Annotated in this window: 22 protein-coding genes and 1 other annotated feature; of the genes, 8 read left to right on the top strand and 14 right to left on the bottom strand. The window is 60.5% G+C overall.

Going from position 1 to position 26,980, the window contains the following annotated elements; translation table 11 throughout:
• Window positions 1–85 precede the first annotated feature (85 nt).
• The gene (locus Q1A00_RS01380; protein WP_298400914.1) at window positions 86–1,549 is read left to right on the top strand and encodes an STAS domain-containing protein; all 1,464 of its coding nucleotides are present in this window, start codon (window positions 86–88) and stop codon (window positions 1,547–1,549) included.
• A gap of 157 nt (window positions 1,550–1,706) precedes the next feature.
• Here Q1A00_RS01380 and Q1A00_RS01375 read toward each other — a convergent pair whose 3' ends face one another.
• Window positions 1,707–3,347: an ABC transporter ATP-binding protein gene (locus tag Q1A00_RS01375; RefSeq protein WP_298400912.1), complete on the bottom strand. Its 1,641-nt coding sequence runs from the start codon at window positions 3,345–3,347 to the stop codon at window positions 1,707–1,709.
• Window positions 3,348–3,653: 306 nt separating this feature from the next.
• The gene (locus Q1A00_RS01370; protein WP_299754881.1) at window positions 3,654–4,850 is read right to left on the bottom strand and encodes an aminotransferase class V-fold PLP-dependent enzyme; all 1,197 of its coding nucleotides are present in this window, start codon (window positions 4,848–4,850) and stop codon (window positions 3,654–3,656) included.
• A gap of 157 nt (window positions 4,851–5,007) precedes the next feature.
• Here Q1A00_RS01370 and pth point away from each other — a divergent pair, with 157 nt between their 5' ends.
• Together pth and msrA are read left to right on the top strand one after the other, a co-directional pair.
• Window positions 5,008–5,574, top strand: a complete 567-nt coding sequence (gene pth / locus Q1A00_RS01365) for an aminoacyl-tRNA hydrolase (protein WP_298405142.1) — start codon at window positions 5,008–5,010, stop codon at window positions 5,572–5,574.
• Window positions 5,575–5,644: 70 nt separating this feature from the next.
• Window positions 5,645–6,181 carry a peptide-methionine (S)-S-oxide reductase MsrA gene (msrA, locus tag Q1A00_RS01360; protein ID WP_298405140.1) on the top strand — a complete coding sequence of 179 codons (537 nt, stop codon included), beginning with the start codon at window positions 5,645–5,647 and terminating at the stop codon, window positions 6,179–6,181.
• A gap of 24 nt (window positions 6,182–6,205) precedes the next feature.
• On the opposite strand, the gene Q1A00_RS01355 is transcribed toward msrA, so the two are convergent.
• The 8 genes from Q1A00_RS01355 to Q1A00_RS01320 form a co-directional block, all read right to left on the bottom strand.
• The gene (locus Q1A00_RS01355; protein ID WP_298405137.1) at window positions 6,206–6,787 is read right to left on the bottom strand and encodes a CDP-alcohol phosphatidyltransferase family protein; all 582 of its coding nucleotides are present in this window, start codon (window positions 6,785–6,787) and stop codon (window positions 6,206–6,208) included.
• Window positions 6,788–6,800: 13 nt separating this feature from the next.
• Window positions 6,801–7,463 carry a DUF4013 domain-containing protein gene (locus Q1A00_RS01350; RefSeq protein WP_298405134.1) on the bottom strand — a complete coding sequence of 221 codons (663 nt, stop codon included), beginning with the start codon at window positions 7,461–7,463 and terminating at the stop codon, window positions 6,801–6,803.
• Window positions 7,464–7,838: 375 nt separating this feature from the next.
• Window positions 7,839–8,564 (bottom strand): DUF4013 domain-containing protein, encoded by a 726-nt coding sequence (locus Q1A00_RS01345; protein ID WP_298405131.1) that lies wholly within the window; start codon window positions 8,562–8,564, stop codon window positions 7,839–7,841.
• On the bottom strand, window positions 8,564–9,751 hold the full coding sequence (locus tag Q1A00_RS01340; protein ID WP_298405130.1) for a CinA family nicotinamide mononucleotide deamidase-related protein: 1,188 nt from the start codon (window positions 9,749–9,751) through the stop codon (window positions 8,564–8,566). Before Q1A00_RS01340 ends, Q1A00_RS01345 begins: the two co-directional genes overlap by 1 nt.
• Window positions 9,752–9,825: 74 nt before the next feature.
• Window positions 9,826–10,254, bottom strand: coding sequence for a YtxH domain-containing protein (locus Q1A00_RS01335; protein ID WP_298405128.1), 429 nt, complete (start codon window positions 10,252–10,254; stop codon window positions 9,826–9,828).
• A gap of 155 nt (window positions 10,255–10,409) precedes the next feature.
• Window positions 10,410–12,194, bottom strand: a complete 1,785-nt coding sequence (thrS, locus tag Q1A00_RS01330; protein ID WP_298405126.1) for a threonine--tRNA ligase — start codon at window positions 12,192–12,194, stop codon at window positions 10,410–10,412.
• Window positions 12,195–12,206: 12 nt separating this feature from the next.
• The gene (locus Q1A00_RS01325) at window positions 12,207–12,776 is read right to left on the bottom strand and encodes a hypothetical protein (RefSeq protein ID WP_298405124.1); all 570 of its coding nucleotides are present in this window, start codon (window positions 12,774–12,776) and stop codon (window positions 12,207–12,209) included.
• A 44-nt stretch (window positions 12,777–12,820) separates the two neighbouring features.
• Window positions 12,821–13,057: a binding site (T-box leader), on the bottom strand.
• Window positions 13,058–13,209: 152 nt separating this feature from the next.
• Window positions 13,210–13,998, bottom strand: a complete 789-nt coding sequence (locus Q1A00_RS01320; protein WP_298405121.1) for an ABC-2 family transporter protein — start codon at window positions 13,996–13,998, stop codon at window positions 13,210–13,212.
• Between the two features lie 484 nt (window positions 13,999–14,482).
• On the opposite strand from Q1A00_RS01320, the gene Q1A00_RS01315 reads away from it, so the two are divergent.
• Together Q1A00_RS01315 and Q1A00_RS01310 are read left to right on the top strand one after the other, a co-directional pair.
• Window positions 14,483–15,538 (top strand): glycosyltransferase family 4 protein, encoded by a 1,056-nt coding sequence (locus Q1A00_RS01315; RefSeq protein ID WP_299754872.1) that lies wholly within the window; start codon window positions 14,483–14,485, stop codon window positions 15,536–15,538.
• A gap of 307 nt (window positions 15,539–15,845) precedes the next feature.
• Window positions 15,846–16,820 carry an ATP-binding cassette domain-containing protein gene (locus tag Q1A00_RS01310; RefSeq protein WP_298405115.1) on the top strand — a complete coding sequence of 325 codons (975 nt, stop codon included), beginning with the start codon at window positions 15,846–15,848 and terminating at the stop codon, window positions 16,818–16,820.
• A 23-nt stretch (window positions 16,821–16,843) separates the two neighbouring features.
• Here the strand turns inward: Q1A00_RS01310 and Q1A00_RS01305 are convergent, their stop codons facing one another.
• The 4 genes from Q1A00_RS01305 to Q1A00_RS01290 all read right to left on the bottom strand — a co-directional run bounded on the left by Q1A00_RS01305 (window position 16,844) and on the right by Q1A00_RS01290 (window position 21,013).
• On the bottom strand, window positions 16,844–17,971 hold the full coding sequence (locus Q1A00_RS01305) for a sugar phosphate nucleotidyltransferase (RefSeq protein WP_298405113.1): 1,128 nt from the start codon (window positions 17,969–17,971) through the stop codon (window positions 16,844–16,846).
• A 226-nt stretch (window positions 17,972–18,197) separates the two neighbouring features.
• Complete coding sequence (locus Q1A00_RS01300) at window positions 18,198–18,779, bottom strand: response regulator (protein WP_298405110.1); 582 nt, start codon at window positions 18,777–18,779, stop codon at window positions 18,198–18,200.
• 163 nt (window positions 18,780–18,942) lie between these two features.
• Entirely contained in the window at window positions 18,943–20,022 is a 1,080-nt protein-coding gene (locus Q1A00_RS01295) for a dipeptide epimerase (RefSeq protein ID WP_298405107.1), read from the bottom strand.
• A 49-nt stretch (window positions 20,023–20,071) separates the two neighbouring features.
• Window positions 20,072–21,013: a DMT family transporter gene (locus Q1A00_RS01290; protein ID WP_299754866.1), complete on the bottom strand. Its 942-nt coding sequence runs from the start codon at window positions 21,011–21,013 to the stop codon at window positions 20,072–20,074.
• A 251-nt stretch (window positions 21,014–21,264) separates the two neighbouring features.
• Here Q1A00_RS01290 and alr point away from each other — a divergent pair, with 251 nt between their 5' ends.
• From alr to pnp, 3 genes are all read left to right on the top strand, one after another.
• The gene (gene alr / locus Q1A00_RS01285; protein WP_298405101.1) at window positions 21,265–23,697 is read left to right on the top strand and encodes an alanine racemase; all 2,433 of its coding nucleotides are present in this window, start codon (window positions 21,265–21,267) and stop codon (window positions 23,695–23,697) included.
• A gap of 464 nt (window positions 23,698–24,161) precedes the next feature.
• Entirely contained in the window at window positions 24,162–24,431 is a 270-nt protein-coding gene (gene rpsO / locus Q1A00_RS01280; RefSeq protein ID WP_066791488.1) for a 30S ribosomal protein S15, read from the top strand.
• A gap of 235 nt (window positions 24,432–24,666) precedes the next feature.
• Window positions 24,667–26,955, top strand: a complete 2,289-nt coding sequence (pnp, locus tag Q1A00_RS01275; protein ID WP_298405098.1) for a polyribonucleotide nucleotidyltransferase — start codon at window positions 24,667–24,669, stop codon at window positions 26,953–26,955.
• Window positions 26,956–26,980 lie beyond the last annotated feature (25 nt).

The raw sequence follows: 26,980 nt of genomic DNA, 5'->3' as shown, positions 1-26,980 counted from the left end.
GCCATCATTGCAGCGCCGCAATACTACCCACGATTCCGAAATGCTCGCAAAACAGTCACTGTTTTAGGAACCGAGGAAGGCTGTCATGGAACTACTCCTCGTGCTCTTTACACTCATCATCCTTGCTGCCAGCATCGTCTACGTGTTGCTGCAAGATTGGCGCGGTCAAGCGAACCGGCTTTTCGCTCTCTTTACCGGCTGCTCGTTGGTGTTGACATGCGCCGGTGCGGTGCGTTTTGCCAGCCGCAACGCGGATGAAATTTGGTTACTCTCAGGCTTGCTCACTTCACTGCTTGCGGCGATCTTTGGTTTTTTGGTCTGGCTGATCATGATATTGTTCATGCCGCACCGTTATCAGCAACCAGTGGTGCGCTGGGCTATGATCGCACCGTATGCCTTTATGACGGTCTTTCTCGCCGTAGATTGGTATGGGCGGTTGAATATCGTGGGTGGCGATGTCTTTCGCGCTGAGACGGGCGTGCTCAGCTTTGTGCGCGGCCCGCTATTCTGGCCGGTGTTTGCGCTCTACATTATCGGTTGTCTGCTCGCGCCGCTCGCCATGTTGGTGACGATTGCTATTCGCCATCCGGTGATGCGCACACCGGCGCTTTGGCTAACCGCCGGAGCGGTGTTTACCTTTTTGATGGGCTATATGTTTCGTGAACTGGGATTAGTCGCAGTCACCTATGTTAGTTTGCTGCCACTCCATCTTTCTTTCGGCTGGGTGACATTGCGCTACGGAGTTTTCCGTCCTTCACAAATCGCCTTGCAAGCCGCTATCGAGAATCTTCCCGACGGTGTGCTCATCCTCGATGCTGGCCGTCATGTGCGGTTTGCTAATCGCGCGGCGCAGCGGCTCGTGCCGGCTTGCGTGAGAGATGGACAGGCGTTTGAGCGGATGCTGGCCGAGAGTGGCTTTCACGAGCAGACAACGGCTGAGGATCAAGAGCGGGGCCGGCGCCGGTTTGCACACGCAACCGATGGCAAGATTGTCTTGGTGTCAGAAGTGGCGATCAACGATGAACAGGGCAAGTCAAGCGTGGTACTGATGCGCGACGTTACCCGTTCGGAGCGGCAGCAAGCCGAGTTGCTAACGTCACGGGCAGCACTGGCTGAACGCACCGCCGAACTCGAGCGTTCGCTGGCCGAGTTGCAGCAGCGCGATGAATTGTTGCGCCGGCTAACCTTGCCGATCATCCCGCTGAGCGAAACGGTGTTGCTTGTACCACTGATCGGAGCGTTTGATGCGGCTCGTTGCCAAACGTTGGTTACCCTGATTCTGCCGGAAATTGCTGAACGCAATGCGCGCACAGTGCTGGTGGATTTGACCGGGCTGACCGTCTTCGATCAAGACCTTGCCCGCGCCTTGCGCCACCTGAGCGATGGGGCGCGGTTGATGGGGGCGCAGGTGGCATTGTGCGGCATCCGGCCCGATATGGCCGAGGTCATGATCCATACTGGATCGACGTGGAATGGGATGCGCTCGTTTGCCACTCTGCAAGCCGGCGTGAAGGCACTGTTGGCAAGCACCGTAGTGGCGAGAGGGTAAAGAAGACACGAGGCGGACTCACACAGAGGCGCAAAGGGGTCTAAGGCGCGAAGACTGCCCAGAGACGCAAAGTTGGATAGCGCCAAGATGCAAAGGACGCGAAGAAACACAAAGCTCCTAACGTCAAGATGCAAAGAGCGCAGAGGGAGCGAAGGTTTTAATGTTTCCCACTCTCTGCGTCCCCTGCGGTAAACATACATCCACCCCGCAATCCAGCCAGCGCCTGTGCGACCGTCAGCCAGCCGCGACCGGGGAAGAGTTTGGCGACCTGCGACGAGAAGATCAGGCTGTTGCCGAGCAATTCGGTAGCTGGGCCTTCGACCACAACCTCGCCTTCGCTAAGCAACACTACCCGATCAGCGCATGCAGCGGCCAGCTCGACATCGTGGGTCGCCATTACCACCGTGCGCCCTTCGTCGCACAAGCGGCGCAACATGCTGATCAAGCTGGCCTTGGCGTGATAATCAAGGCCACGGGTCGGTTCATCGAGCAAGATGAGCGATGGGTCGCCGGCCAAACCGGCGGCCAGCGCCGCTCGCTGTGCTTCGCCGCCGCTGAGATCGCGCGGATAGCGCTCGGCCAGATGATGAATGTCAAAACGCGCTAAGACCTCGGCAATAGTAGTAGGCGATGGCTGCAACCCGCGCCCGTGCAAGCTGAATGCCACCTCTTCGCGCAGGGTGTCGTGAAAGAGCATACTGCGCGGATCTTGCGGCACATACGCCACCCGGCGAGCCAGCTCCTCCACCGGAATAGGGGCAATATCGCGGCCTTCCACTTCGATCTTCCCCTCAACGGGCCGCACCAATCCGATCAGCGTCTTGAGCAGCGTGCTCTTGCCGCTGCCATTGCGGCCCATAAGGGCAATGAGCGCACCCCGCGGTAGATCGAGATTCAACCGATAGAGCGCCTCGTGCTGGCCGTACTGCACGGTGACGTTCCGCAAACGGGCTAGTGGCTGATGTTCCAGCGGCGTGGGGGCAGATGGTGGTGAGACAGGCAGATCAGCAGTCACAAAACGCCGGCCTTCTTTGATCGTCAACGGCAAGGGTTCCCAACCCAACTCAACGCCAAGCTGTTGCAGCGGCGGGCGTAGCTCGATGCGAGCCAGCATCTCGCGCGGCGCACCTACCTCAACCCTTCCACCCGGTGCGAGGTAGAGAATGCGGTCGGCGTATTGCACCACCCGTTCCAGCCGGTGCTCGCACAGCACAATGGTAATGCCAAGGTCGGCGTTGAGCTTTTGCAACGCGGTCAAGACCTCTTCCGCGCCGTGCGGATCGAGCTGGCTGGTCGGTTCATCGAGCACCAACGCACGCGGTTGGGCGGCGAGCGCGGCAGCAATCGCCACTCGCTGCTGTTCGCCGCCGCTCAGCGTGGCGACGTGGCGGTGGCGCAGATGGGCAATTGCCAACTGATCAAGCACCTCTTCCACCCGCCGGCGCATCACCGCCGGTGGCACCCCCAGATTTTCCATTGCAAAGACGATCTCGTCTTCGACCCGCTCAACGACGAACTGGCTTTCGGGGTCTTGCACCACAAAACCGATCAGATCGGCCAGATCGCGCGGCTGATGGGCGAGTGTATCACGCCCCCACACGCGCACTCGCCCGCTGAGCCGCCCGCCGTAAAAGTGGGGAACGAGGCCATTGAACAGGCGCAAGAGGGTGCTCTTGCCGGCGCCGCTCGGCCCACAGACGAGCAACAATTCGCCATCAGCGATCCGTATGCTCAGATCACGCAGGATCGGCGCGCCGGCGCCGGGGTAGGTGTAGGTGACGCGGTCGAGTTCGATCATAGGTTTGCATGTTCCTGCATATTGCAAAAGGAATGCGAAAGGGCGCGCTGTTGTTGGTTGAAACCTATTCCCGTTGGCCTCGATGTTGCCAACCTCCACCCCAGCCCTCCCTCAGTGAGGGATGGAGGAGGCTCTCACCCCCAACCTCGCTCCCACTTGACGGCGGGAGGGGAGTGTCGCTGAGGAACGGAAGCATGGGGTTTGTCCCTTCCATCTGGGCAAGCGCGAGGCATCGGCTCCGGCTGGCCGCCCCTCCTCTTGGCCCCTACCGCCTCCGCTCCCTCGGTGGTACCAGCCCCCAAAGGTTCACAACACCGCCCGTAACCCCGCCATTAGCCGCTCAATATCTGCCGGAGCATTATACGCCTGCACCGAGACCCTGATCAACGGGCGGCCTTCCCAGCTAAAACACGGCACTTCGACCCGCCACTCGCGCCACAGACGCGCCTGCACCTGTGCCGGATCGCACGGTGGTAAGGGCAGCGCGCGCATCTGCACCCACCAACCCGCATCAGCGGGAGTCAGCGGTGGCAAGTCGCTGAGCGCTAAGATCTGTTGTGAAGCAGTTTGCAACAGCTCGTGGCACGCTTGCCGCACCGCCGGCCAGCCATGCTGGCGCTGGAACTCGATCGCTGCCGGCACGGTGAGAAAGGCTGACGGATCATCGGTGCCCATCCACTCGTAATAGGCTTGGAGCGGGCGGCCTTCAGGGTAAGCGAGAAAACTGCCTTGGAGCGGGGTAGGCGGTTGCCAGCCCCAACTCACCACCAGCGGCTCAAGGCTGGCTTGGTGTTCAGGGCGGACATAAAGAAAGCCGGCTCCCTTCGGCGCGCACAGCCATTTGTGGCAATTGCCACCATAGAAATCGGCCCCTAGCTCAGCGAGATTGAGATCGATCTGGCCGGGAGCATGCGCACCATCAATCACACTGAGGATGCCGGCAGCGCGCGCCCGCCGGCAGATTTCGGCCACCGGCATAACCAATGCGGTCGGCGAGGTGATATGGCTGAGCAAGATTACACGGGTGCGCGGTGTCACGCCGCGCCAAATCTGTTCGACAATCTCATCATACGTCGCCACCGGCAGCTCAACCGGCTGGTTGACGTAGGTCGCGCCGCGTTGCAGACACACATAGCGCCATGTGCGTTCGATCGCGCCATACTCATGAGTGATGCCCAACACCTCATCCCCCGGTTGCAACGCGATTGAGCGGGCAACGATATTGAGCGCGTAGGTCACATTCGGCACAAAGACCAGATCATCCGCCAGCGCGCCAACGAATGTCGCTAACTGCGCGCGCGCTTGGCGCAGCAGGTCGGGCAAGCGGCGACCGAGAAACTCGACCGGCTGGGATTCGAGGGTGCGTTGCCATTGTTGGAAGGTATCGAACACCGGACGTGGGCAGGCGCCAAAACTGCCATGGTTGAGAAAGGTCATATCGCGCCGGAGCAAAAACTGCTCGGCGAGAGCAGGCAACGGTAGCGAGAGGGTCGGAGCAGCCATATCACATCCTTACCAATTCGATGCAATTGCAGCCATGTTCGCCGGAAACGGCATTTCGTCAAGCGGTTTGACGAGCAACGCAACCGCTTCTACCATGGCGCGACGGCGGGAACCTGAAGGGGCACAGCACACTGTACCCGTACATGAGGGATATTCTATGTGGTTGATTGTTGGGTTGGGCAATCCGGGCGAACGGTACGCGCGAACCCGGCATAATATCGGCTTTCGCAGCGTCGAAACGCTGGCCGAACGCTATGGGCTAGCATTTCGCAACCAGCGCGCCAACAGCGAGATTGCCGAAGGCAACATTCGCGGGCAGCGGGTAGCATTGGTCAAACCGCAGACCTACATGAATCTGAGTGGGCAAGCAGTGTCGGCGTTGCGCAACTGGTACAAGATCGATCCGGCGCGCGAACTGCTGGTGATCTATGACGATCTCGATTTACCGTTCGCCAAACTGCGTCTGCGCGAGCGGGGCAGCGCCGGCACCCACAACGGCATGCGCTCAATCGTCGGCCAACTGGGTACGACTGAATTCCCGCGGCTGCGGGTAGGCATTGGCCAGCCGCCGGGCAAGATGGACGCCGCCGATTACGTGTTGAGCCGGTTTACGCCGGAAGAAGAGGCGGTGCTACCTGATCTGTTAGCACGGATCGCTGATGCGGTCGAAGTCGTACTGGGCGAGGGCTTGATCACGGCGATGAACCGGTATAATCCGTTGTGATCCTCCCGCTGACTGCCAACCTGAGGTAGACTACAAAGAGAGTAGCACATTTCACTAGAAGGAGACTAGTATGCCTCTCGAAACGGCCACGCTGGCTGGCGGTTGCTTCTGGTGCCTCGAAGCAGTCTACGATCAGGTGATCGGTGTGCAAGATGTGGTCTCAGGCTACACTGGCGGCCACGTCCACAACCCGACCTACCGGCAGGTGTGCGATGGCGACACCGGCCACGCTGAAGCGGTGCAAATCCGCTTTGACCCTAGCCAAATTAGCTATCGCGAACTACTGGAAATCTTTTTCAGTATTCACGACCCAACCACGCTCAACCGGCAAGGGGCTGATGTCGGCACCCAGTACCGTTCGGCGATCTTCTACCATTCGGACGAGCAGCGGCAGATTGCCGAGCAATTGGTGCGTGAATTAAGCGAGCAGCAGGTGTTTCGCAACCCGATTGTGACCGAGATCGTACCGGCTACCACCTTCTACCCTGCCGAGGATTATCACCAAGAGTACTTTGCGCGCAACCCCTACCAGCCCTACTGCCAATTTGTGGTTGCACCCAAAGTGGCCAAGTTCCACAAGCTGTTCGCCACGAAGGTGGCGCGCTAGCGGCACACGCAAAGGCGCAATCGGTTACATTGCGTCTTTGCGTTCTGCATTGCTCTGATCGTCGCGCATAATCTGGATAAAACGCCAGCCATACTGCACAAACGACAAGCTAAACGGCACCAATGCCGCGTAGAGCGCTGGTTTGCCCCAACGCGGGCCGCCGGCAAGGTAGAGCAGGGCGACAATCGTCATTGCTAGCGTCGTGAGCTTCCCGCTGCTTTCGGCAGTAGTGATCTGTGCTTTCCGGCGCAGCACGATCAACCCGGCCAGCAGAATCCCAACATCGCGAAAGATGAGCAACCCGGTTGCCCACCACGGAAAACCGCGAGTGCGCGATAGCATCACCGCTGCCGAGTCAATCAGCGCCTTATCCGCAATTGGATCGAGGATCTGGCCTAGCTTCGAGACCTCGCCCCGGCGGCGGGCAATCGGCCCATCAAGCGCATCAGTAATCATCGTTATTGTGAGCAATAGCAATGCCCGTTTGCGCCGATCGGTGCGCTGCATGTAGTAGATCGTCGCCGGCAAGAGTAGCAACCGGCTGATGGTGAGCAGATTAGAGGGATAGAGGAGTTCTCGCGGTTCGATCAGGTCACGGAGCGCCATAGCGTTCTCCCGCTTACATCAGCGACGGTGGTGATGAAACTTGGCGAACGGTTTGCCCGAGTAGGTGACCAAAGACGAGCGCAGCGTAGGCGGTTGTGAATAAGACACCAAAGAACACGACAATTGCGCCAAGGCCGGCGACGAAATTGCACAAGATCGAGAGCAGCCACAGCACTAGCCACTCAGCCGGATTGCGCCGCAGCAACGCAACCACCTCGCCCAATTGTAATGCCGCCCCGGCAGAGCCGGTCTGCACGTAGCGACCGCTGCCCACGATCAGCAACAGTTGGGTAATTAGCGCCAACGGCACCAGCAGGAGATTCAGGCAAAGTGCCAAACCGATCAACATCCCGATCGGCGGTTCGTTATTGCCCGTTGCGACCACCACTGCCACGATCAGACACGCAAAGAGACATATGATCACAACCATTGGCAGGTAGTAGACGATAGAGATGAATGCGCCGTACAAGCCTTCGCTGAAGACAGCGCCGAACTGGTTGAGGCGCGGCAGCGGGCGATCGCTCCCCCTAGCGACGGCGCGGGCTGTGTACAAGATACAACCCAAGGCGGCAATCTGGCCGATGATTGGCACCAGTTGCAACAGGCCGACGACGACGACCACTTGCCACCAATCAGGGTCATCGAACACAAAGCTGAAGGCGCGGGTTAGATTCATGCAGGCGCTCCGGTGTCGTTATCGCGCAGTGCGCGTATGAGGAATGCTCTATTAACAACCAAGGCTTGCGTCACCACCCTTCACAAGGACGCAAACCCCTCTGCCAGTGTGCAGACACGCAACCTCTTGTCATGGTAGCGAGCTCAGTCCCCTTTATCATTGCGAGGGCGCACAGTGCCCGCAGCAATCCTCTGTTCAGGCGCCCCTCCTGCACTCGCGGGGGATTGCTGCGCCGCACTCCGCCCGGCTCGCAATGACATTGGTTCATTTGTCATTGCGAGAGGAGCAGCGCCGCAGCACTCTCCCGTTTCAGCGTGAGGAAGAGTGTAACCACTGTGTTCGCACAACAACCTTACTGTACCACAACCAAGCCAGCTACGCGCACAATTCTCGTTGCGCCTGCCGTTCGGCGGCAACGTACAATTGCACGCCAACCAGTTGGGCGAAGATGCCGACGCTGCACAAGAGCCAGCCAGCAAGGATGATGAGCAGAAGCGGAGCATTGTTCGTGATCAACCAACCAGTGAAGGCTGCGATCAACCCTGCCGGCAGATACGCTGCCAGACTGGCCAAGCGCGCGCGCCAAAAGTGTGCCCGATAGGGCGGCTGCAACGCGCGCCGCACCGTCTCGATGCTGAGGGCGTGCTCGATCTGGCCCTCTTCGGCGAAGATGAGCCGGCCAACCGGCGCAACGCCGATCAGCAAAAAGAACAGCCAGACCAATCCTATCAGCGCCACCATACCGGAGATGATCGGCTTAAGCAGCGCGGTCTGCGCTGCCAACACGAGCGCCAAACCGCTGCAACCGAGCACCAGCCCGCCAACCATCAGCGGCAACAGAAAGAACGCCAGATCGATCAACAAGGCGAAAATCCCGGTCAGCGCGCGCAGCGTCCAATCACGCCACGGCGGCAACGGAATGGGGAACCCGCGCCGGGTATTGTCGTAGCTCTCCATAATAAAGCCGGTGGCCAGCGGCAAGCCGATAATCGTCATTGCCAAGGCGCCGTGGAGCAAGCATTTGTGCCACCACGCCGGATCGCGCCAGATTAGCGCCACGGCAGCCGGTAATGTGGTAGGTGAAGGCAACGGCGCGTACACTACTCCGGCTCCCCGGCCAGATAGCGGCGCAGCAAGTCGAGCGCCGCCGTGCCGATAAACTCGCGGCCCTCGGCTGAGCGCAGGTCAAAGGGGCGGGTTAAGCGCCGTTCGCCGTTTGGCGTCACCAACGCAAAGCCTACCGCAGTAAAACCCTGTTCATTGGCGATGCTGGCTGGTTGCACACCTAACGCCAGATCGCTCTGCCAATGGTCAGCCACGGTAGATGCGCCAGCGGCAGCCAAATCTGACGCTGCCTGCTCGTCGGCTGGCCGGTCAAGCGGATGGATTTCAACGCCGCGCAGGCGCTGTTCGATATCTGGCGCAGCCAGCAGCGCATGCAATACCGGCGCTTGAATGATCCCTTCGTACAGTGACAGGGTGAGGTTTCGTTCGCGCAACAAGCGGGCCACCACCGCCGGCAACTCTTCGTCGCCGAGCAAATATTGGCCGAGGCGCTCGCGGATGATCGCCTCGGTCTGGGTGATCATCGCTTCGGCTGCGGCTTGGCTCTCGGCGCGGGCGCCGATGCGCAACTCGTAGCGCGCCCGCTTGGCCGAAATACCGACGGTCGGATTAGCCTGTTGCATGAGATCGGCGATGCGTTCGCCAATCACACTCTCGCCTAAGCCAACCGCGTGGAGGGTGCGCACGAGGATCACGGTGGTGATGCCGCGTTCCTCCCGCAAATAAGGAATGACTGCCGTCTCGAACAGATAGCGCATTTCGCTTGGCACGCCGGGCAATACGATGACCGTGCCGCGCGCGTCTTCGACTAGAAAAGCGGGAGCGGTGCCGCGCGGATTGGGGATCACGCGCGCGCCTGCCGGCACGTATGCCTGCCGGCGATTGCTCTCGCTCATCGGGCGGTTCATAGCGGCAAAGCGAGCCGCAATCTGGTCGAGCAATTCGGGGCGAAACTCAAGCGGGCGATCGAACGCCGCCGCCACCGCTTCGCGGGTCACGTCATCGAGGGTCGGGCCAAGCCCGCCGGTACAGATGACCAGATTGGCCCGGTCAAGCGCCTCACGCACCGCCTGCTCGATCCGCTTGGCGTTATCGCCGACGACCGTCTTGCGGTAGACATTCACGCCGGCGGCAGCCAGTTGGCGGGCAAGGTAGGCGCTGTTGGTGTCGATCGTTACGCCTAGCAGCAATTCTGAGCCGATCGCGATGATTTCGGCGTCCATAGATTTCCTCATGGGGCGACGCATGTATCGCCCTTACGCTGGAGCGCGATGCTGGGGCGACGCATGCGGCGCCCTTATGGTGTCGTTGATGGATCGGACGATGGCGGTTCGCTTATTCGTTTGCGATACTCGCGCCACAGCTCTTGTTCGCGTTCGGCGGCGGCACGCTGGCCGGCCGCGATTGCGGCGCGCAGCCGTTCAATGAATGACTGGCGGGTGACGCTGGCGCGGGCAGCGAGCGTCTGGCGAATGTCGCGACCCGAACGCGGGTTGAGCAACGCCACTGCTGTGACCCCGACGGCAGCGCCGATGAGCAACCCGGCAATAAACGCAGCGGTGGCCGAAGCAGTTTGGCGTTCATGTTCGCGGCGCAACGCGGCCAAGAGGCGTTGGGCGGCTTCGCGCTCGGCTGCTAACGCATCAAGCGTGGCGGCCCGTTCGGCGTGGATCGACTCGGCAAAGCGGCGCGCGACCTCGGCGATCGCGTCATTCTCAACGGTCATCGGCGTGCTCCTCAATTTGTCAGGATGGGTAGAGCCTGTCGGTGAAGCGGGTGCTCTAAACCACTTGCGCATCGCTCGCTCCCCACTGCATCCCTCTCCCTGTGCGCGGGGAGAGGGAGCATCACTCGCTTGTTCGCTATCGCCACTACCGAAACCTAACTGCGGGTGCGGATCTCTTCCAAGGCGCGGGCCAAGAAGGTCTCAACTGGCATTGCGCCAAGATCTTCACCGGCGCGGGTGCGAACGGCGACAGCATCAGCAGCTTCCTCTCTGGCGCCGATTATAAGCATATAAGGTATCTTCTGCAACTGTGCCCGCCGGATCTTCCCTTGCATGCGGTCGCGATTATCGTCAAGCTCCACCCGTAAGCCGGCAGCAAAGAGGCGTTGGCGCACGTTGCGCGCATACTCCATCTGCTTGTCGGTAATCGGGATGACCACCGCCTGCACCGGGGCCAACCAGAGCGGGAACGCGCCGCCGTAATGCTCGATCAAGACCCCCATAAACCGCTCGGTGGTACCGGTGACGGCGCGGTGCAAGACGACCGGTGTGTGCGGTTTGTCGTCTTCGCCGATGTACTCGCAGCCTAAGCGGGCCGGCTGGATGAAATCGACTTGAATCGTGCTCAATTGCCACTCGCGCCCCAGCACATCGCGGGCCAAGAAGTCGGCTTTCGGGCCGTAGAAGGCCGCTTCACCCTCGGCCTCAAAATACTCGACGCCATTGGCTTCCAGCGCCGCGCGCAAGGCAGCCGTCGCCTGCTCCCACTTTTCGTCGTCTTGCACATACTTGCCCTCGTTGCCACGCAGCGATAAGCGCACCTTGTAATCGGTGAACTTGTAGGTTCCCAACACCTCGCGGATCACTTGCAGGGCAAGGCTAAACTCTTCTTGAATCTGGTCTGGCCGGCAAAAGATATGGCAATCGTCTTGGGTCAAGGCCCGCACCCGCGTCAGGCCGCTCAACGCGCCGCTATCTTCGTAGCGATAGAGCGTGGCAAACTCGGCGAAGCGCAGCGGCAGATCACGATAGCTAATCACGCCAAGCTGGTTGTAGAGCGTCATGTGGCTAGGGCAGTTCATCGGCTTTAGCCGGAAGACCAGATCCTCGCTCTCGACCATCGGCGGGAACATGCTGTCGCGATAGTTGTCGTAGTGGCCCGACTTGCGGTAAAGCTGTTCCTTCACCACATTGCCCGTCCAGACGTGCTGATAGCCGTAACGGGTTTGCACCTCACGCACGAACTTCTCCATCTCGTGCCGGATAATTTCGCCTTTGGGCGTAAAGATTGGCAGGCCGGGGCCAATGTCGTCAGAGAAGAAGAACAGGCCCAATTCCTTGCCCAGACGGCGATGGTCGCGCTTGCGCGCCTCTTCCAACTGGTGCAGATAGGCTTCCAGCTCTTCTTTAGTATTCCAACCAGTGCCATAAATGCGCTGCAACTGGCGATTCTTCTCATCGCCGCGCCAATACGCGCCGGCAATACTCATCAGCTTAAATGCTTCGGGATTGATCTCGCCGGTATGGTTGAGGTGCGGCCCGCGGCAGAGATCCTCGAACGTGTCTTGGCGATAGGTCGAGATAACCGTATCGCCGTGGTGGGTCTCGCCGTATTCGTCCAATCCCTTCGCCAACCCTTCAATCAATTCAAGCTTGTAAGGCTGGTTGGCAAAGAGCTGGCGGGCCTCTTCGGCGCTCACCTCGCGGTAAATAAAAGGATGATTCCCGGCAATAATCCGCTTCATCCGCTGCTCGATCTCGGTCAGATCCTCGGGCGTCAGCGGGCGGGGCAAGTCAAAGTCGTAGTAAAAGCCATTCTCAATCGGCGGCCCGATCGCCACTTTACCATCAGGAAAGATTTCAAGTACAGCCTGCGCCATGACGTGGGCCAGCGAGTGGCGCAGACGGTAATACGGATCGCTCTTGGGATCAACCGGCATAGCGGGACTCCTTTACCTCAACACAATCGTCAGCATCCTATCATCAATCCGAGCGGCGACAATCTGGCGGCCCTGCCGGAGTAACTCGGCATTGAGCCGCTCGTTAAGCGCAACCGTGAGATCGCTTGCCGAAACCAGCGCCGCCAGCGGCCCCTCGATCTGCGGATCGACCGCCACCACTCGGCCATCGCGCACCGTCAGGCCTGTGCTAGCCACGCTGGTCATACCATACGCGCGCACGGTTATGATGGCGCGATCGGCAACCAACCGCACACTAGCAGCTTCAACCGGTAACACCGCGTCGATCCCGGCCAGATAGCCGTTGATCTCGGCTTCGCTGACCGTCATTTCACCGGCGGGCAACGCAGCGATCAATTCGGGTAGCGGCGCACCGGTCGTCGGAACGGGTGGCGCGAGCAGGTCGGCGATGCTACGACCAAGAGCCGCGCTGAGCTGTGGGCGGGCCAGCCATAAGAAGAGGGCGGCAATCACCAATAGACCCACGCCAAGGCGAGCCAACTGGCCGGCGCACCCGCTTGACTCACGGCGTCGCGCCGGCAACCGGCGCGCGGAAGAACGCATAGAAACTCCTTGCAGATCTCATAATGTCAACAGCTCTCCGCCCGCACGGGGACGAAGAGCTGCTTCGTGGTTCCACCCTGTGTTTACGCAACGCCAAACGACAGCGTTGCGCCTCATTGTTCGCGATAACGGGCGAATCCCGTGCTCCCATACTAGCATGCAGCGTTCCGGGAGCCGCTCGGAGGGGGTTTTCACCGGGCCCGTCACCAGACGCGCTCTCAGTCACGGCGCGCCCTCCCTGTGGCCGGAACCGGGTTACTCGTCCTCGTCGGCGCTTTGATTATCTAACCGGTTGACATGGTAGCGCGAAGCACGCGGCGCGTCAAGGAGGAATAGCCGCAAGAAGACGTAAACGACGCGAAAAAGAACCTCCTCCTTGTGCGTGTTGGGTCTTTTCGTGGCTCTTCACCGCCGGTGCGCCACAGCCTAGCAGTTATGCCCCTACCGCGCTGTAGCGAGATACCCCCTCGCGCCACAGCCAGCCCAGCAACAACCCCAACAGCACTGCCCACCCGATCTGGTGGGCAATCCCCCACGCGATCGCCGCCGGTTCGAGCCGACCCAGCAGGAGTTCCAGCGGGAAGGCCAGCATAGCGCGGAATGGCAGCCACGCCAGTACTGCTGTCACCGGCGGCGGCAACAGGTCGAGCGGAATGAGATAACCGCTGCTAAAGGCATAAACCCCAAACCAAAAATCTTGCAACGCCAACACCTGCGTCCACCAAAAACTGAGCGCGCCGATACAGCACTGGTTGAGGAAGTAGACCGTAAACGCCAGCGCGATCGTTAGCGGCAAGACGGCCCAACTAAGCGGATCGGGCTGGGGGATGGCGCCGGGAGCGATCAGGGCGGCGATCAGCGCGATTGGTGCGACCATGATCAGGCGCAGCGGTTTGTCGGCCAGTGCCATGGCTAGATAACGCCAGAGTGGATGCACCGGTCGCAACAGGTGCGGTGACAGCTCACCCAAGCGGATGTCGCGCTCCATATCCCAGATGATCCAGACCCCAGTCAGTTGGCGAATACAGAGCGCACCGACAAAATAGGCGACAAAATCGTCGCTGGCGTAGCCGCCGATCACGCCATTGCCAGCTAACGTGCGCCAGACGGCTAGCATGATCAGCGGTAGCATACCGGTGATAACCCAGATGAAAAGTTGGGCGCGGTAGGCGAGGGCATCGGCCCATGCCGCGCGTATCAAGACGGCGAATTTAGCTGGCATAGGATTGTCGCTGTCAACGTAAGAGCGATCTGCACTTCATTTATGTTATCGAGGATGATCCCAACTTCTTTCCAGTGTTTTAAGGATAGCTAGCACACATCAGCATCGATGTAGCCGATGGCTTTTGAGATGTGCCAGTTCACCCTTACCCCTAGCCCCTCTCCTGTGCCAATGGGAAAGAGGCCGCTGTATTCCGCTCCCACACTGGCGTCACCCCTCTCTTGCTGTGAAGCGGAAGAGGGGGTCGGAGGATGAAGGCTATCAGCCCGCGTAGCCGGCTTCATCGGCCTAGCCCGGCCCGGCAGGGCCGGGTTTCCTGCACAACGGTAAGCGGCTGTACTAGATCATACGTTCTGTTTGCTCCTCAACCTCTAGCAGGGGCGGTTGGGAAGGGTGAAAGCATACCAGTGGCAGTATTGTATCAGACAACTTCCCCACTTTGGATTATGATAGAAGCGGTATCGCTATTGCATTCGGAGACCCCATGCGCATCGCGTTTCTCGACTCGTGGCTCCAGCAGGTAGCCGAAGGTAGCGGCACCGCCGCTGCGATCGGCGGCTTGGGTCGCGCTCTCCGCGCCCATGGCCATCACGTGGCCCGGATTGCCCCGCCGGTGGCATGGCCGTCGCATCTCACCCTGCGCCGGCTCTTGTTTAATCTGTACGTTCCTGCGCTCCTGCGCGCGTTGCCCTACGACCTCATTGTTGGCGTGGACATTGACGGCGTATTGGTGGCGGGGCGCGTCACCACGCCGTATGTGTGCAGTGTCAAGGGGGTGATTGCCGAAGAGCTGCAACACGAACGCGGCAATGTGCGCCGCCTGCTCTGGCTGCTCTCGCGGCTCGAGCGGATCAATACCCGCCGCGCGTCGTTGGTCATCACTACCAGCGACTATTGCCGGCGTAGCATCCAGCACCACTACGGCGTGCCGGCAGAACGCATCCGGCTGGTGCCGGAAGGAATCGATCTGGCGGCGTGGCCGCCGCCGTCACCTCGTGGCGCCGGCCAGACTATTTTGTGCGTAGCTCGCCAATACCCGCGCAAACACATTGCCGACCTGATCCGCGCCTTTGCGCAGGTGCGGCAACGCCTGCCTGCCGCCGAACTGGTGATTATTGGCGATGGGCCAGAACACAACAACCTGCGCGCGCTGGCCGCTGAATTGAAGCTGGGATCGGCCTGCCAGTTGCTCGGCGCGGTACCCGACGATGATGAGGTGAAGGCGTACTACTACCGTGCCGATCTCTTCTGCCTGCCCAGCGTGCAAGAGGGGTTTGGCATCGTCTTTCTTGAAGCGATGGCCGCCGGTTTGCCGGTCGTCGCGACTACCGCCGCCGCGATTCCCGAAGTGGTGCCCCACGGTGAGGCGGGCCTTTTGGTGCCACCCGGCGATGTGCCGGCCTTAGCTGCGGCATTGACCACCCTGCTGGCCGATCCAGCCCTCCGCCAGCGATATGGCGCGTTTGGCCGCGAGTATGTCGCCCGCTTCGACTGGATGCGGGTAGCAGAACGGTTTTTGGAAGTGACGCGGGGATGGTGAATGACTTTTCCTGTCATTGTGAGGGAATGGCGGTACCCAGCCACGCTGGGTGCCGTCCGACCGACGCAATCTCCCGCTCTAGCGGGAATAGGTGCGTGCCGGCATCGCTCTCGTGCGCGGGGGAGATGACTGCGCCGCCTCTGGCGGCTCGCAATGACAGCGCGGGCGATGGCTGCGTCGCTATCGGCACACCACAACAGGACACCCTAGCCGAAACTGGCATTCCCTCTCACAATCATCAGGAGTAGTACAATCTTCCTAGCAACGCAAGCTGTGAGCGCCCCTGCGTTCAGCGAGAACGAACCCTATGTCGATTGAAGTACGTGGCCTGCGCAAATATTACCAAGTCCATCGCAAAGAGGCCGGACTCGCCGGCTCGCTACGTGCATTCGTGCGCCGGCGTTACGAGACGGTGAAGGCCGTCGATGGAATTGATTTCACTATCGCCCCCGGCGAGATGGTCGGGTTTCTTGGCCCCAACGGCGCCGGCAAAACCACGACGCTGAAGGTGCTGGCCGGCCTGCTCCATCCTACTGCCGGCGAAGTGCAGGTGCTGGGGTTTACGCCCTTTGACCGCCAGACCGCGTTTCTCAAGCAGATTACGCTAGTGATGGGGCAAAAGCAGCAATTGCTGTGGGATCTGCCGGCGATCGAAACGTTTGAAGTCAATCGGGTGATCTTCGAGGTACCCGCTGACGACTACCGGCACACGCTTCATGAGCTGGTCGAGCTACTCGAACTCGGTGATCTGCTCAATAAGCAGGTGCGCAAGCTGAGTTTGGGTGAGCGGATGAAGTGCGAATTGGCGGCAGCCCTGCTCCATCGTCCCAAGGTGCTCTTCCTCGACGAGCCGACCATTGGTCTCGATGTGACGATGCAGGCCCGTGTGCGCGAGTTTGTTGCCGAATATAACCGGCGCTACGGCGCGACGGTGCTGCTGACCAGCCACTATATGGCCGACGTAACCGCGCTCTGCCGGCGGGTGATTGTAATTAATCATGGACGCTTGCTCTACGATGGCAACTTGCAGAGCATGGTTGAGCAGGTCGCGCCGCACAAGATCATTCATCTCGTGTTGAGCGAGCCAGTGCCGGTTGAGACGTTGGCTCGCTACGGCGAGGTGCAGCGCGCTGACGGGCTTGAGGTCGAATTGAAGGTTGCCCGCCACGAAACCACCCGCACCGGCGCGCGCCTGCTAGCCGAGTTGCCGGTAGCCGATGTCAACATCGCCGAGCCGCCGATCGAAGCGATCATTGGCGAGGTCTTTGACCAACCGGTGTAGCGGCGAGGCAGGCACCGTCCCTCCTACCCAGACGTAACCACCTCCCCGGCGGCGACAATTGCGCCACGGGTTCGCATGTCGGTCAAGGTCAACATGCCATTGACCACCGCGACCGGTTGGATACTCGTATCTTCGGTTGCGGCAAGCACCACATGCGGCCCAATTTGCGCCCGGTCGTCAAGCCACGAATGGCTGATCATCGCGCCAGCGCCAACCATCACCCCACTGCCGATCACTGATCCGCCTATCATTGCTCCACTACCGATTGTTGCCCCGGCTTCAATTGCCGAAGCAATGATCAATGTCCCCGACCCAACGACCACCCGTGGGCCAATCACGGCTGGCCCAATAATCTTCGCTTGTGGACCGATTACCGCACCCTCGCCAATCACTACCACCCCTTCGATAGCAGCCGCTGGGTCAATCTGCGCAGTGCGCGCAATCTGCGATTGCGCCAGTCGCGCCAGCAAAAACCGCGCTGCCAGTAAAGCTTCCCACGGCGTACCGACCGGGATCCAGTGGCCGGTGCAGATGTGGCAGGCGACCGGATGGTGATTAGCCAATAACGCGATCAGATCGGTCAATTCGAGTTCGCCGCGCGGCGAAGGGATAATCTGGCGTAACAGCGGAAAGACGGCCTCGTCGAAATGGTAAATACCGAGGTTGGCGAGCGCATCTGCCGGCGGGTTGACCGGCTTCTCGATAATCCGGTACACTAGCCCATCTTGGACATCAAGCACGCCAAACGAGCGCGGATCGGCGACGCGCAATCCGGCAACGGCATAGCCGTGCTGGCTCACGCCAATAACATCGGCGCGGTCAATCAAATTATCGCCGTAGAGCAATAAAAACGGTTCGTCAATCGGTTCTGCGGCTAGCAATGCGCCAGCCGTGCCGTTAATCACAGTCTGATGAACGTAGCGCAGCGCCATCCCGCGATACGAGTCGCCGAACGTGGCGATGATCTGATCGGCCCGATAGCCGACCACCAGCGTCACCCGCTCTACCAACCCAACCAGTTCATCGAGGATATGGGCCAGCAGCGGTTTGCCCAGCAGCGGGATCAACGGCTTAGGGCGATGTTCGGTCAATGGCCGCGTGCGGGTAGAGGCGCCGGCAACCAGAATGACAGCGTGGCGAGCAGCAGGCATGGTCTCCTCCCTTGACGGATCGATCCAGCTTCAGGATACCATGACCTGTAGATGTACCGCCAAACTGCAATCGCAGTTAAGGCGCAAAGGTGGCAGGGGTTCTAAACGCAAAGGCACCGAGAATGCAAAGAGTTGGGGGAAACGATTCGGGCACGCTTATACCCTGCCCTCCTCCACGTCTTCTGCGCCCTCTGCGATAAACGAACACCCTAGCGAGAGATGGACGTTATCCTCCTGCCAACTGGCGGGTGAGCAAAATCGCCTGCGCCACTTCGCGCATCGTCTTGCGATTGCGCATCGCCAATTGCTGAATGCGACGGAAGGCTTCCGCTTCACTAAGACCGTGCAAATCCATCAGCACACCTTTGGCCTGCTCGATCTCCTTGCGGGTTTCGAGTCGGTCGCGCAATGCGATGACCTCACTGCGGCGCGCTTGATACACCTGCCAGCGGGCCAGCGTCACTTCGATCAACGGCATCAATTCGGCATCGCGGAAGGGTTTTGTCAAATAGCCAAAGACGCCGGCCATACGCGCTCGTTCGGCCAATTCACGCGACGTCGAGGCCGTGAGCAGGATCACCGGCGCAATTCCTTCGTGGCACAAGATGGTTGCCGCTTCTAGGCCATCAAGATGTGGCATTTTATAATCGAGCAACACCAAGTCAGGCCGCGTTTGGCGTGCCATTGCCACCGCTTGCTGCCCGTCTGCCGCTTCGCCAACGATCACATAACCAAGCGCAAACAATGTCTCGCGCAGGTGCATCCGGATCAACGATTCATCATCAGCAATCAAGAGTCGCGCTACCATGCGTGCTCCCGAAACAATAAGCACCCGCCGCCGCAACGGTGCGACGCGCAGGTGGCATCAATGCGATGGGTCAATATAAGATTAAGTATACGCTTTGGTAGCAGTGAATGCTATGGCAGAATTGCACAATGAAAGCTGGGGAAAATTTGTAGAGACGTACCTGTTACAGGTTCGCCGGTTCGACTCCGTGGCCGGCGATAATGTGGCTAAGGTCGATCGTTCCACCCCGCAGCACAAAACCGCCCGCAAACGGGTTTTCGGCCAAAAAGAGAGGCGTGTCAAGATCGACGAAGCGGAAGCCGCCCAGACCGGCAGCGAAGTGGGCCGACATCGTCATAGCGAGGATCGACTCAACCATGCCGCCAATCATCAACCCCAAGCCGGCAGCGCGGGCAATGGCTGCGATCTCTAGCGCCTCGACCACGCCTGTCTTCATCAGTTTAATGTTAATCACATGCGCCGCTCGCTCGTGAGCGATGCGCAACACATTCAACGCGCTTGAGGCTGTCTCATCGGCGGCGATTGGTGCGCCGCCCCACTGCACGAGCTGGCGCATACCGGCCCAATCATCGGCAGGCACCGGCTGCTCAACCAAAGCCGGCACAATCTGCTGCAAGCGTAACGCGCCGAGCAATTCTAGCATCACCTCGGCAGTCAAGCCGCCGTTGCCATCGAGGATCAACGGTACGTCGGGAGCAATCGCGCGGATGGCAGTGATGCGGGCTAAGTCGTGGCTCAGATCGCTGCCGCCGATCTTGACTTTGATCTGGCGAATACCTCGATCAAGAATATCGAGCGTAGCCAGCGCTGCCGCTTCAACTGTACCGGTGGTGATGGTCATATCGGTTTCGAGTGTATGCCCAGCGCCGCCAAAGAAGACGTACAGCGGCAAGCCGTAATAGCGAGTGAGCGCATCGAGCACCGCCGTCTCGATCGCGCAACGGGCCGAGCCATAGCCGCCGATCTGCTCACGCAACCGGCATGCAATGGCCCGCCATTCGCGCGCGTCAGCGCCCTCGACTGCCGAACGCACCGTCTCAATCGCCGCCCGTGCGCCGGTCTGCGTCTCGCCATTAAACGCCGGGAAGGGGGCCGCTTCACCGTAACCGCACATCCCATTGGCCAACTCGACTGTCACCAATAGATTGCGGGCAACATCTTGCGCGCCGCCAGCAATACCAAACGGACTACGCAGCGGAATATCGAGCGGCGTCACCGACAAAGCTCGGATAGTGGTTGTCATAGGCGGCTCACAACAACGTCAATCAATCCCGGCTCCCTCCGCATCCCCCTCACACCCGATACTGCCGGCGCAGATAGACCGTAATCGTTACCAACACGATCACCGCCCCTAGCGCCTGCCAAACACTCTGCAACCGCTCGCCGAGCAGCAGGGCAGCCAACGCCAGCGCGCTTACCAGCCGCCATCCCATGGTGCTGCTCACCAATGGCGCGCCGAGTTGGCGCAAAGCGGCAATCTGGCCGAGGTTCGCGCCCAGCAAGACAAAGATGATGAAAGCCGCAAACACCGCCCAATCGCGCGAGCCAATCTCGCCAAACCGCTGCCATGGCTCGCCCAAGAGCAGGCTCATTGCGCCGCAAGTGACAGTCAGCGCGATCAGTTGAATCAGCAGCATTGCTTCAGCCCGCACCTTGCCCGTCCCAGTCGCGCGCGGCACCAGCATCATATAGAGTGCCAGCGCGCACGCCGAGACAAAGGCCATCGCGATGCCCACCACATCGCTCGCTGTCAAGCGCAAGACCGTACCGCTGGCAAAATCGCCGCTCATCAGCAACAATGAGCCAACGATTGAAAGGGTAATGGCGGGAAGCGTAAACGGCGGCAGCCGCTCGCGGAAGAAGAGCTTGCTCATTAGAGCAACGATCAACGGAGTGAGCAGCGTGATCAGTTGCACATAGATCGCCAGCGTAAAGCGCGCTGAAGCCAGGTTCGTCATCGCGCGCACGCTCACCACCAGCGCAAACAGCCAGATGATCGGCGTCACCCAGACTTTGCGGTCAACATGGCGATAGGCGAAGGGGAGATAGACAAGCAGCGCGATCGCGTTGCCAAGGCTGAGAATAGCCATACTCGGCAAGTGACTAATCGTCTGGAGATAGCGGGCTAGCACCGGGTAAGCGCCCCAGCCGGTGTGGGCAAAGAGGGCAACCGCCAACCAGAGCCACGAGACTCCGGCGCGGGTTGCAGTTGCAGTGGCGGATGAATTGCTCATAGCGGGTATTATAACAAAGGTTGATTGAGCCATAAACGAAGCGGTGGGAGCATGCCCTATTGTCATTGCGAGGTGGCGTAGGGCTGCTAGCGCGGCAATCCCCCGCTTCAGCGGGAACGGAGACTGAGGGGAGCGTTCGGTGCTCGCGAGAGATGGCGTTGCTCCGCTCGCAATGACGAGCCGCAGCGCAGGAAACGGAGTGGTTGGGAATAATATTGGCATGGGCATTCATTGGCATTAGGAGCATCGCTATGCCGATTTATCTCGCCGATCTCATTGCCGCCGGCGGCGCATTGGCCAGCCCGGTGCATACCGATACCTTCACCGATTGGAGCTACGACTCGCGTTTGACCAGCGCCGGCGAATGTTTTATCGCTCTCCGCACAGCACGGGCCGACGGCCACGACTATATTCCAGCGGCAATTGCTGCCGGTGCGCGAGGTGTGTTGTGCAGCCGCCCGCCCCACGATGCCGGCAACGCGACGGTGATCGTCTGTCCTGAGCCACAGGCGTTGTTGCTGCGCTGGGCTAGCGCCCGCTTGCACGCGCTGCAGCCCACTGTCATCGCTGTGACCGGCGGGATCGGCAAGACGCTGGCCCGGCGCGCGATTGCCGCTGTGTTGAGCCGGCAGGCCACTACTTTCCAAAGCCGGCGCAATTTCAATTCGCTATTGGGATTGCCAATTGCACTCGCCCGCCTGCGCGACGGCGATCGCTATGCGGTGCTCGAATTCGCCGGCGAGCATCTTGCCCCGCTGGCGGCCGCTTTTCCACCCCACCTTGCCGTGATCACGCCCGCCGCCGATCCAACAATGGCGGCATGGTTAGCTGAGCAAGGCGCACAGCTTCTCATTGCCGCCGAACCGTTCCGTTACATCGGTGCGAACAGGATTGATCTGCGAGCGACGGCGATTGATTACCGACACGATGGCGTCTCGTTCATTGCCCAAGGCAGTGAAGGCGAACTCGCGATCACCACCCCGCTGCTCGGCCCTCCCGGCGTGGCGGCGGCGCTGGCAGCAGTGGCGGTAGGGCGCTTGTGCGGGGTGGCGCCAGAGGCGATTCAACAGGCGTTGGCCCAGCTCGTAGCGCCGGCAGGACGCCTGCGGCCTTTAGTGGGGGCACAGGGGGAGATGATTCTTGACGACAGCTTCAATGCCACGCCGCTGGCGATGCGAGCCGCCTTGCAAACATTGGCCGCTTTACCAGCGCGACGGCGGATTGCGGTGTTAGGCGCGCCAACCGAATTGCCGGCCATTGACCCGACGCCGATCTTGACCGAACTTGGTGCGCATGCGGCGCAGAGCGCCGATTACCTCGTGCTCAAGGGGATCGGCGCGGCGACGATGGCCCACGCCGCACGCCTTGCCAATCCGGCGGTAAGCATTCACGTCGTTGACACCAACGACGCAGCGCGGGCAGCACTCCCCACCGATCGGGGCAATACCGATCTCGTGTTGGTGTCGGGCGGCGCAAGCGAACGGCTCGAACAGGTAATCGCACCACTGCTCGCCGCCGATCATCCGCCTGAACACTCGCTGGTGCGGCAAGAACCGGCATGGCGTAGTGTGCGGATCGGCGATCCGGGCCGTCCGACGTGGGTGCATCTCGATTTATCCGCTATTGCCGATAACGTCCGCGCCCTCCGCGCCCATGCCGGCGTTCCGCTGATAATCGTGCTCAAAGGTGATGGGTATGGTCACGGCGCCGCGCGAGTAGCGCGGGCGGCCTTAGCTGCCGGAGCGGAGGCATTGGCCGTCGCGACGCTCGGCGAAGGGCGCGCGTTACGTGCCCAAGGCATCAACGCGCCGATTCTGGTGTTGGGGTATACCCCGCCGTGGCAGGTTGCCGACGCAATCCGGCTTGATCTGATGATCACACTCTTTGACGACGACACCGCACAGGCGCTCAGCGCCGCTGCGGTGGAATTAAGCCGGCCCGCCCGCGTTCACATCAAAGCCGACACCGGCATGGCCCGGCTAGGGCTGTCGCCTGCCGAAGTAGGCCCGTTTCTCCACCGGCTCCGCAATCACCCCGGCATCGAGCCAGTCGGTCTCTACACCCATTTTGCCCGCGCCGACGAAGCCGATCCTGCTCCAACTGAACAACAACTGGCCCGCTTTCAGGCCATCCTAGCCGAACTCACCAGCGCCGGCTTGCGCCCGCCGATCGTCCATGCGGCCAATAGCGCCGCCACGTTACGCTTTCCAGCCGCGTGCTTTGATATGGTGCGGCCCGGTCTCGCTTGCTACGGCCTTGCCCCTAGCCCGGATGCGCCGCTCTTGCCCGGCATGCGCCCAGCTCTCAGCTTTTACAGCGAAGTTGCCCAAGTGCGCGCGCATCCCGCCGGCACGCCAATCTCGTATGGCGGCGTCTACGTCACCCCGCGCCCAGCGCGCATCGCCACCATCCCAGTTGGCTACGCCGACGGTCTCCGCCGGTCGCCGCCGTGGCGCGAGGTGCTGATTCGAGGCCGCCGTGCGCCCATTGTCGGGCGCATCTGCATGGACTACATCATGGTTGATGTCACAGATATTCCGGGAGTGCAGCGCGGCGATACGGTGACGATCATCGGACGGCAGGGTGATGATGCGATTGGGGTGGATGAAATCGCCGGCTGGCTAGGCACGATCAGTTATGAAGTGTTGACTGGCATCTTGCCGCGCGTGCCGCGTGAGATTTAGTAGCATGGAATAGCAAAGAAACTCAAAAGACACAAACATATCGCGTTTTGGGTCTTGTTGCGGCTGTTCCCTTCTACAATCTCGCCGATCATCTAATATATGGCGGCGGGAGACCTGTTTTCTCTGCACCTCCTGCGCTCTCGGCGGTAAAAAACCTGCCCTTGGCCGGTTCCGCAGCGCGGACACTATCGTCCCCGGCACGCAGGCGTTGACTCTGTCGTCCAGCAATCCCACTGCGCAACCGGCGGGGCGGGCTAGTGCGCTACGGCAAGAGACGCCAATGACGCAGGAGAAAAGCCCAATCCTACGCGCTCTCTATGGTTAACATCATCTGCTGCGTAGACCTCCCTGCGTGCGCGACATAAGTTGGCAAAACGCAACGATCTATGCTATAATAGCGACGCTTATATCAGGAACGCCGGGCTGCGCCGGCCCGCGCGCGATTACACGAGGAGGAACTGCTCGTGGCGCTTGAAAAAGAGGAAAAGTCGCAAATTATTAACGGCTATCAGATCCACGAGACTGATACCGGTTCGCCCGAAGTTCAGGTCGCGCTCTTGACCGAGCGGATCAACCAGTTGATCGAGCATTTGCGCGTTCATATTCACGACCATCACTCGCGGCGCGGTCTGCTCAAGCTGGTCGGGCGGCGGCGGCGGCTGCTCAACTATCTGCAGTCCAAGGATCGTGAACGCTACCGCAATGTTATCAATCGCCTCGGTCTGCGCCGCTGATATGATAGTGGCAACCATCAGTGTAAGCTAAGGTCAACGAGGGCGCCAGCGGCATTCGCCGCCCGGCGCTCTTTGCTTGCAGTTATCTGGCGCGGTGGTTCGGGATTGGCGCATGCGCGTGAGTCGCTCGCGCGTATTCACCAGTGCCGAACTCCGCGCCCCGGCCGCTAACGCACGGCCATCATGGTTTCAGCGGGGCGCACTGGCGCCCCAGTTACAGGAGTTGTAAGGAAGTATGACAGAACGGAAGATTTATACCGTGAGTGCGGAGATCGCTGGCCGTACCTTGACCCTTGAAGCCGGTCGTTTCGCCGAACAGGCTGATGGAGCGGTGGTAGCGCGGTATGGCGATACGATGCTGCTGGCCACTGTTGTCTGCGCCAAAGAGGCGCGGGAAGGAACCGATTTCTTCCCCCTTACTATTGATTACGAAGAGAAGATGTATGCCGTGGGCAAGATTCCCGGCAATTTCTTCAAACGCGAAGGCCGCCCCACTACCACCGCTATTCTTATCTCGCGGCTGACCGACCGCCCGCTGCGCCCGCTCTTCCCCAAGGGGTTCTATAACGAGGTGCAGGTGATTATCACCACCTTCTCGATCGATATGGAGAACGACCCCGGCCCGCTGGCGATTATCGCCGCCTCGGCAGCTCTGTCGATCAGCGATATTCCTTTCGCCGGCCCGGTCGGCGCGGTGCAGATGGGCCACCTCAACGGCCAGTTGGTCGTTAATCCCAAGATGGGCGAGATGGAGCACAGCCGGCTCGATCTGGTCGTAGCTGGTACCAAAGATGCGGTGTTGATGGTCGAGGCCGGCGCATACGAGTTGACCGAAGATGAGATGTTGCAGGCGGTGATCGATGGTCACGCGGTTTGCAAGCAGATCTGCGATCTGCAAGAGCAGTTGGTACAGCTCTGCGGCAAGCCCAAGCGCCCCTTTACTCCGCCGGTCATTGATACTTCGCTTGAAGAGGCTATCAGCACGTGGATGGGTGATCGCTTGCGCCAAGCGGTGCGTAGCCCAATCAAGCAGGAGCGCGAGGCGCAGACTGAGGCGCTGAAGGCTGAGGTGATCGCCCACTTTACCGCCGATGAGCCGGAGGAAGAGATTCCCAACCGTACCAAAGAGGTCAGCAAGGCGTTCGAGAAGCTGCTCAAGGATGAAGTGCGCAACGCGATCCTCGATGAAGGGATTCGGGTTGATGGCCGCGCTCTCGATGAGATTCGCCCGATCAGCATCGAAGTCGGCGTGGTGCCGCGCGTCCACGGTTCAGCCGTCTTTACCCGCGGCCAGACGCAGGTGCTGACCATTACTACTCTTGGCTCGCCCGGCGATGAGCAGAAGGTGGATGATCTCGGAGTCGAGACGACTAAACGCTATATTCACCACTACAACTTCCCGCCGTTCAGCACCGGCGAGGTACGCCGGCTCGGTACGCCGCGCCGCCGTGACATTGGCCACGGTGCGCTTGCCGAGCGATCGCTGTACGCTGTACTGCCGAGCGAAGAGGAGTTTCCCTACACGATCCGGCTCGTCTCTGAGGTGCTCTCGTCGAATGGTTCGTCGTCGATGGCCTCGGTCTGCGGTTCGTCGCTCAGCCTGATGGATGCTGGCGTGCCGATTAAGGCCCCGGTGGCCGGCGTGGCGATGGGCCTGATCACTGGCGAAGATGGGCGTTGGCGCGTGTTGACCGATATTCAGGGGCTTGAAGACGCGCTCGGTGATATGGACTTCAAGGTGGCCGGCACTGCTAAGGGTGTCACCGGGTTGCAGATGGATATCAAGACGACCGGGATTACCTACGAGATTATGCGGCAGGCGTTTGCGCAGGCACGGGCCGGACGGCTCTTTATTCTCGATAAGATGAATGCGGTGATTAGCGCGCCACGGCCTGAGTTGTCGATCTACGCGCCGCGGATTATGACCATCCAGATTCCGGTCGAGAAGATCGGCGCGCTGATCGGCCCCGGCGGCAAGACGATCCGCAATATCTGCGATACCACCGGCGCCCAGATTGATATTGAAGACGACGGTCGCGTCTTTATCACCACTCCCGACGGTGAGGCGGCCAAGAAGGCGCTTAGTATGATCGAAGGTCTTACCCGCGAAGCAAAAGTCGGCGACATTTTCCTTGGCAAAGTGGTAAGCATCAAGCCGTTTGGCGCCTTCGTCAACATCTTGCCCGGCAAAGACGGTATGGTACATGTGTCAGAGCTTGACGATAAACGAGTCGAGAACGTCGAAGATGTGGTCTCGCTCGGTGACGAGATCAATGTGATGGTGATCGACATTGACCGCACCACCGGCAAGATTAGTCTCAGCCGGCGGGCAGTGCTCACCGGTGAGACGCCGGAAGAGCGGAAGGCAGCCGGCACTGCGCCCCGTCCGCGTCCGCGCGAGGAGTCGCGTGGCGGTCGGGATGAGCAGCGCGGCGGGCGTGAAGAGCCGCGCAGCTTGCGCGAAGAATTGCGCGGCCCGCGCCGCGATGCCGATCGCCCGCGCCCACGGCGGCGTGATGACTAAGCGCCACTGATGATATTGCGCTGAA

This window comes from uncultured Chloroflexus sp. (assembly GCF_938091255.1).
In the GTDB taxonomy this organism is placed as follows: domain Bacteria; phylum Chloroflexota; class Chloroflexia; order Chloroflexales; family Chloroflexaceae; genus Chloroflexus.
Note: the sequence above shows the minus strand (reverse complement) of the source record. Positions and strands in the feature narration are given on the sequence as shown.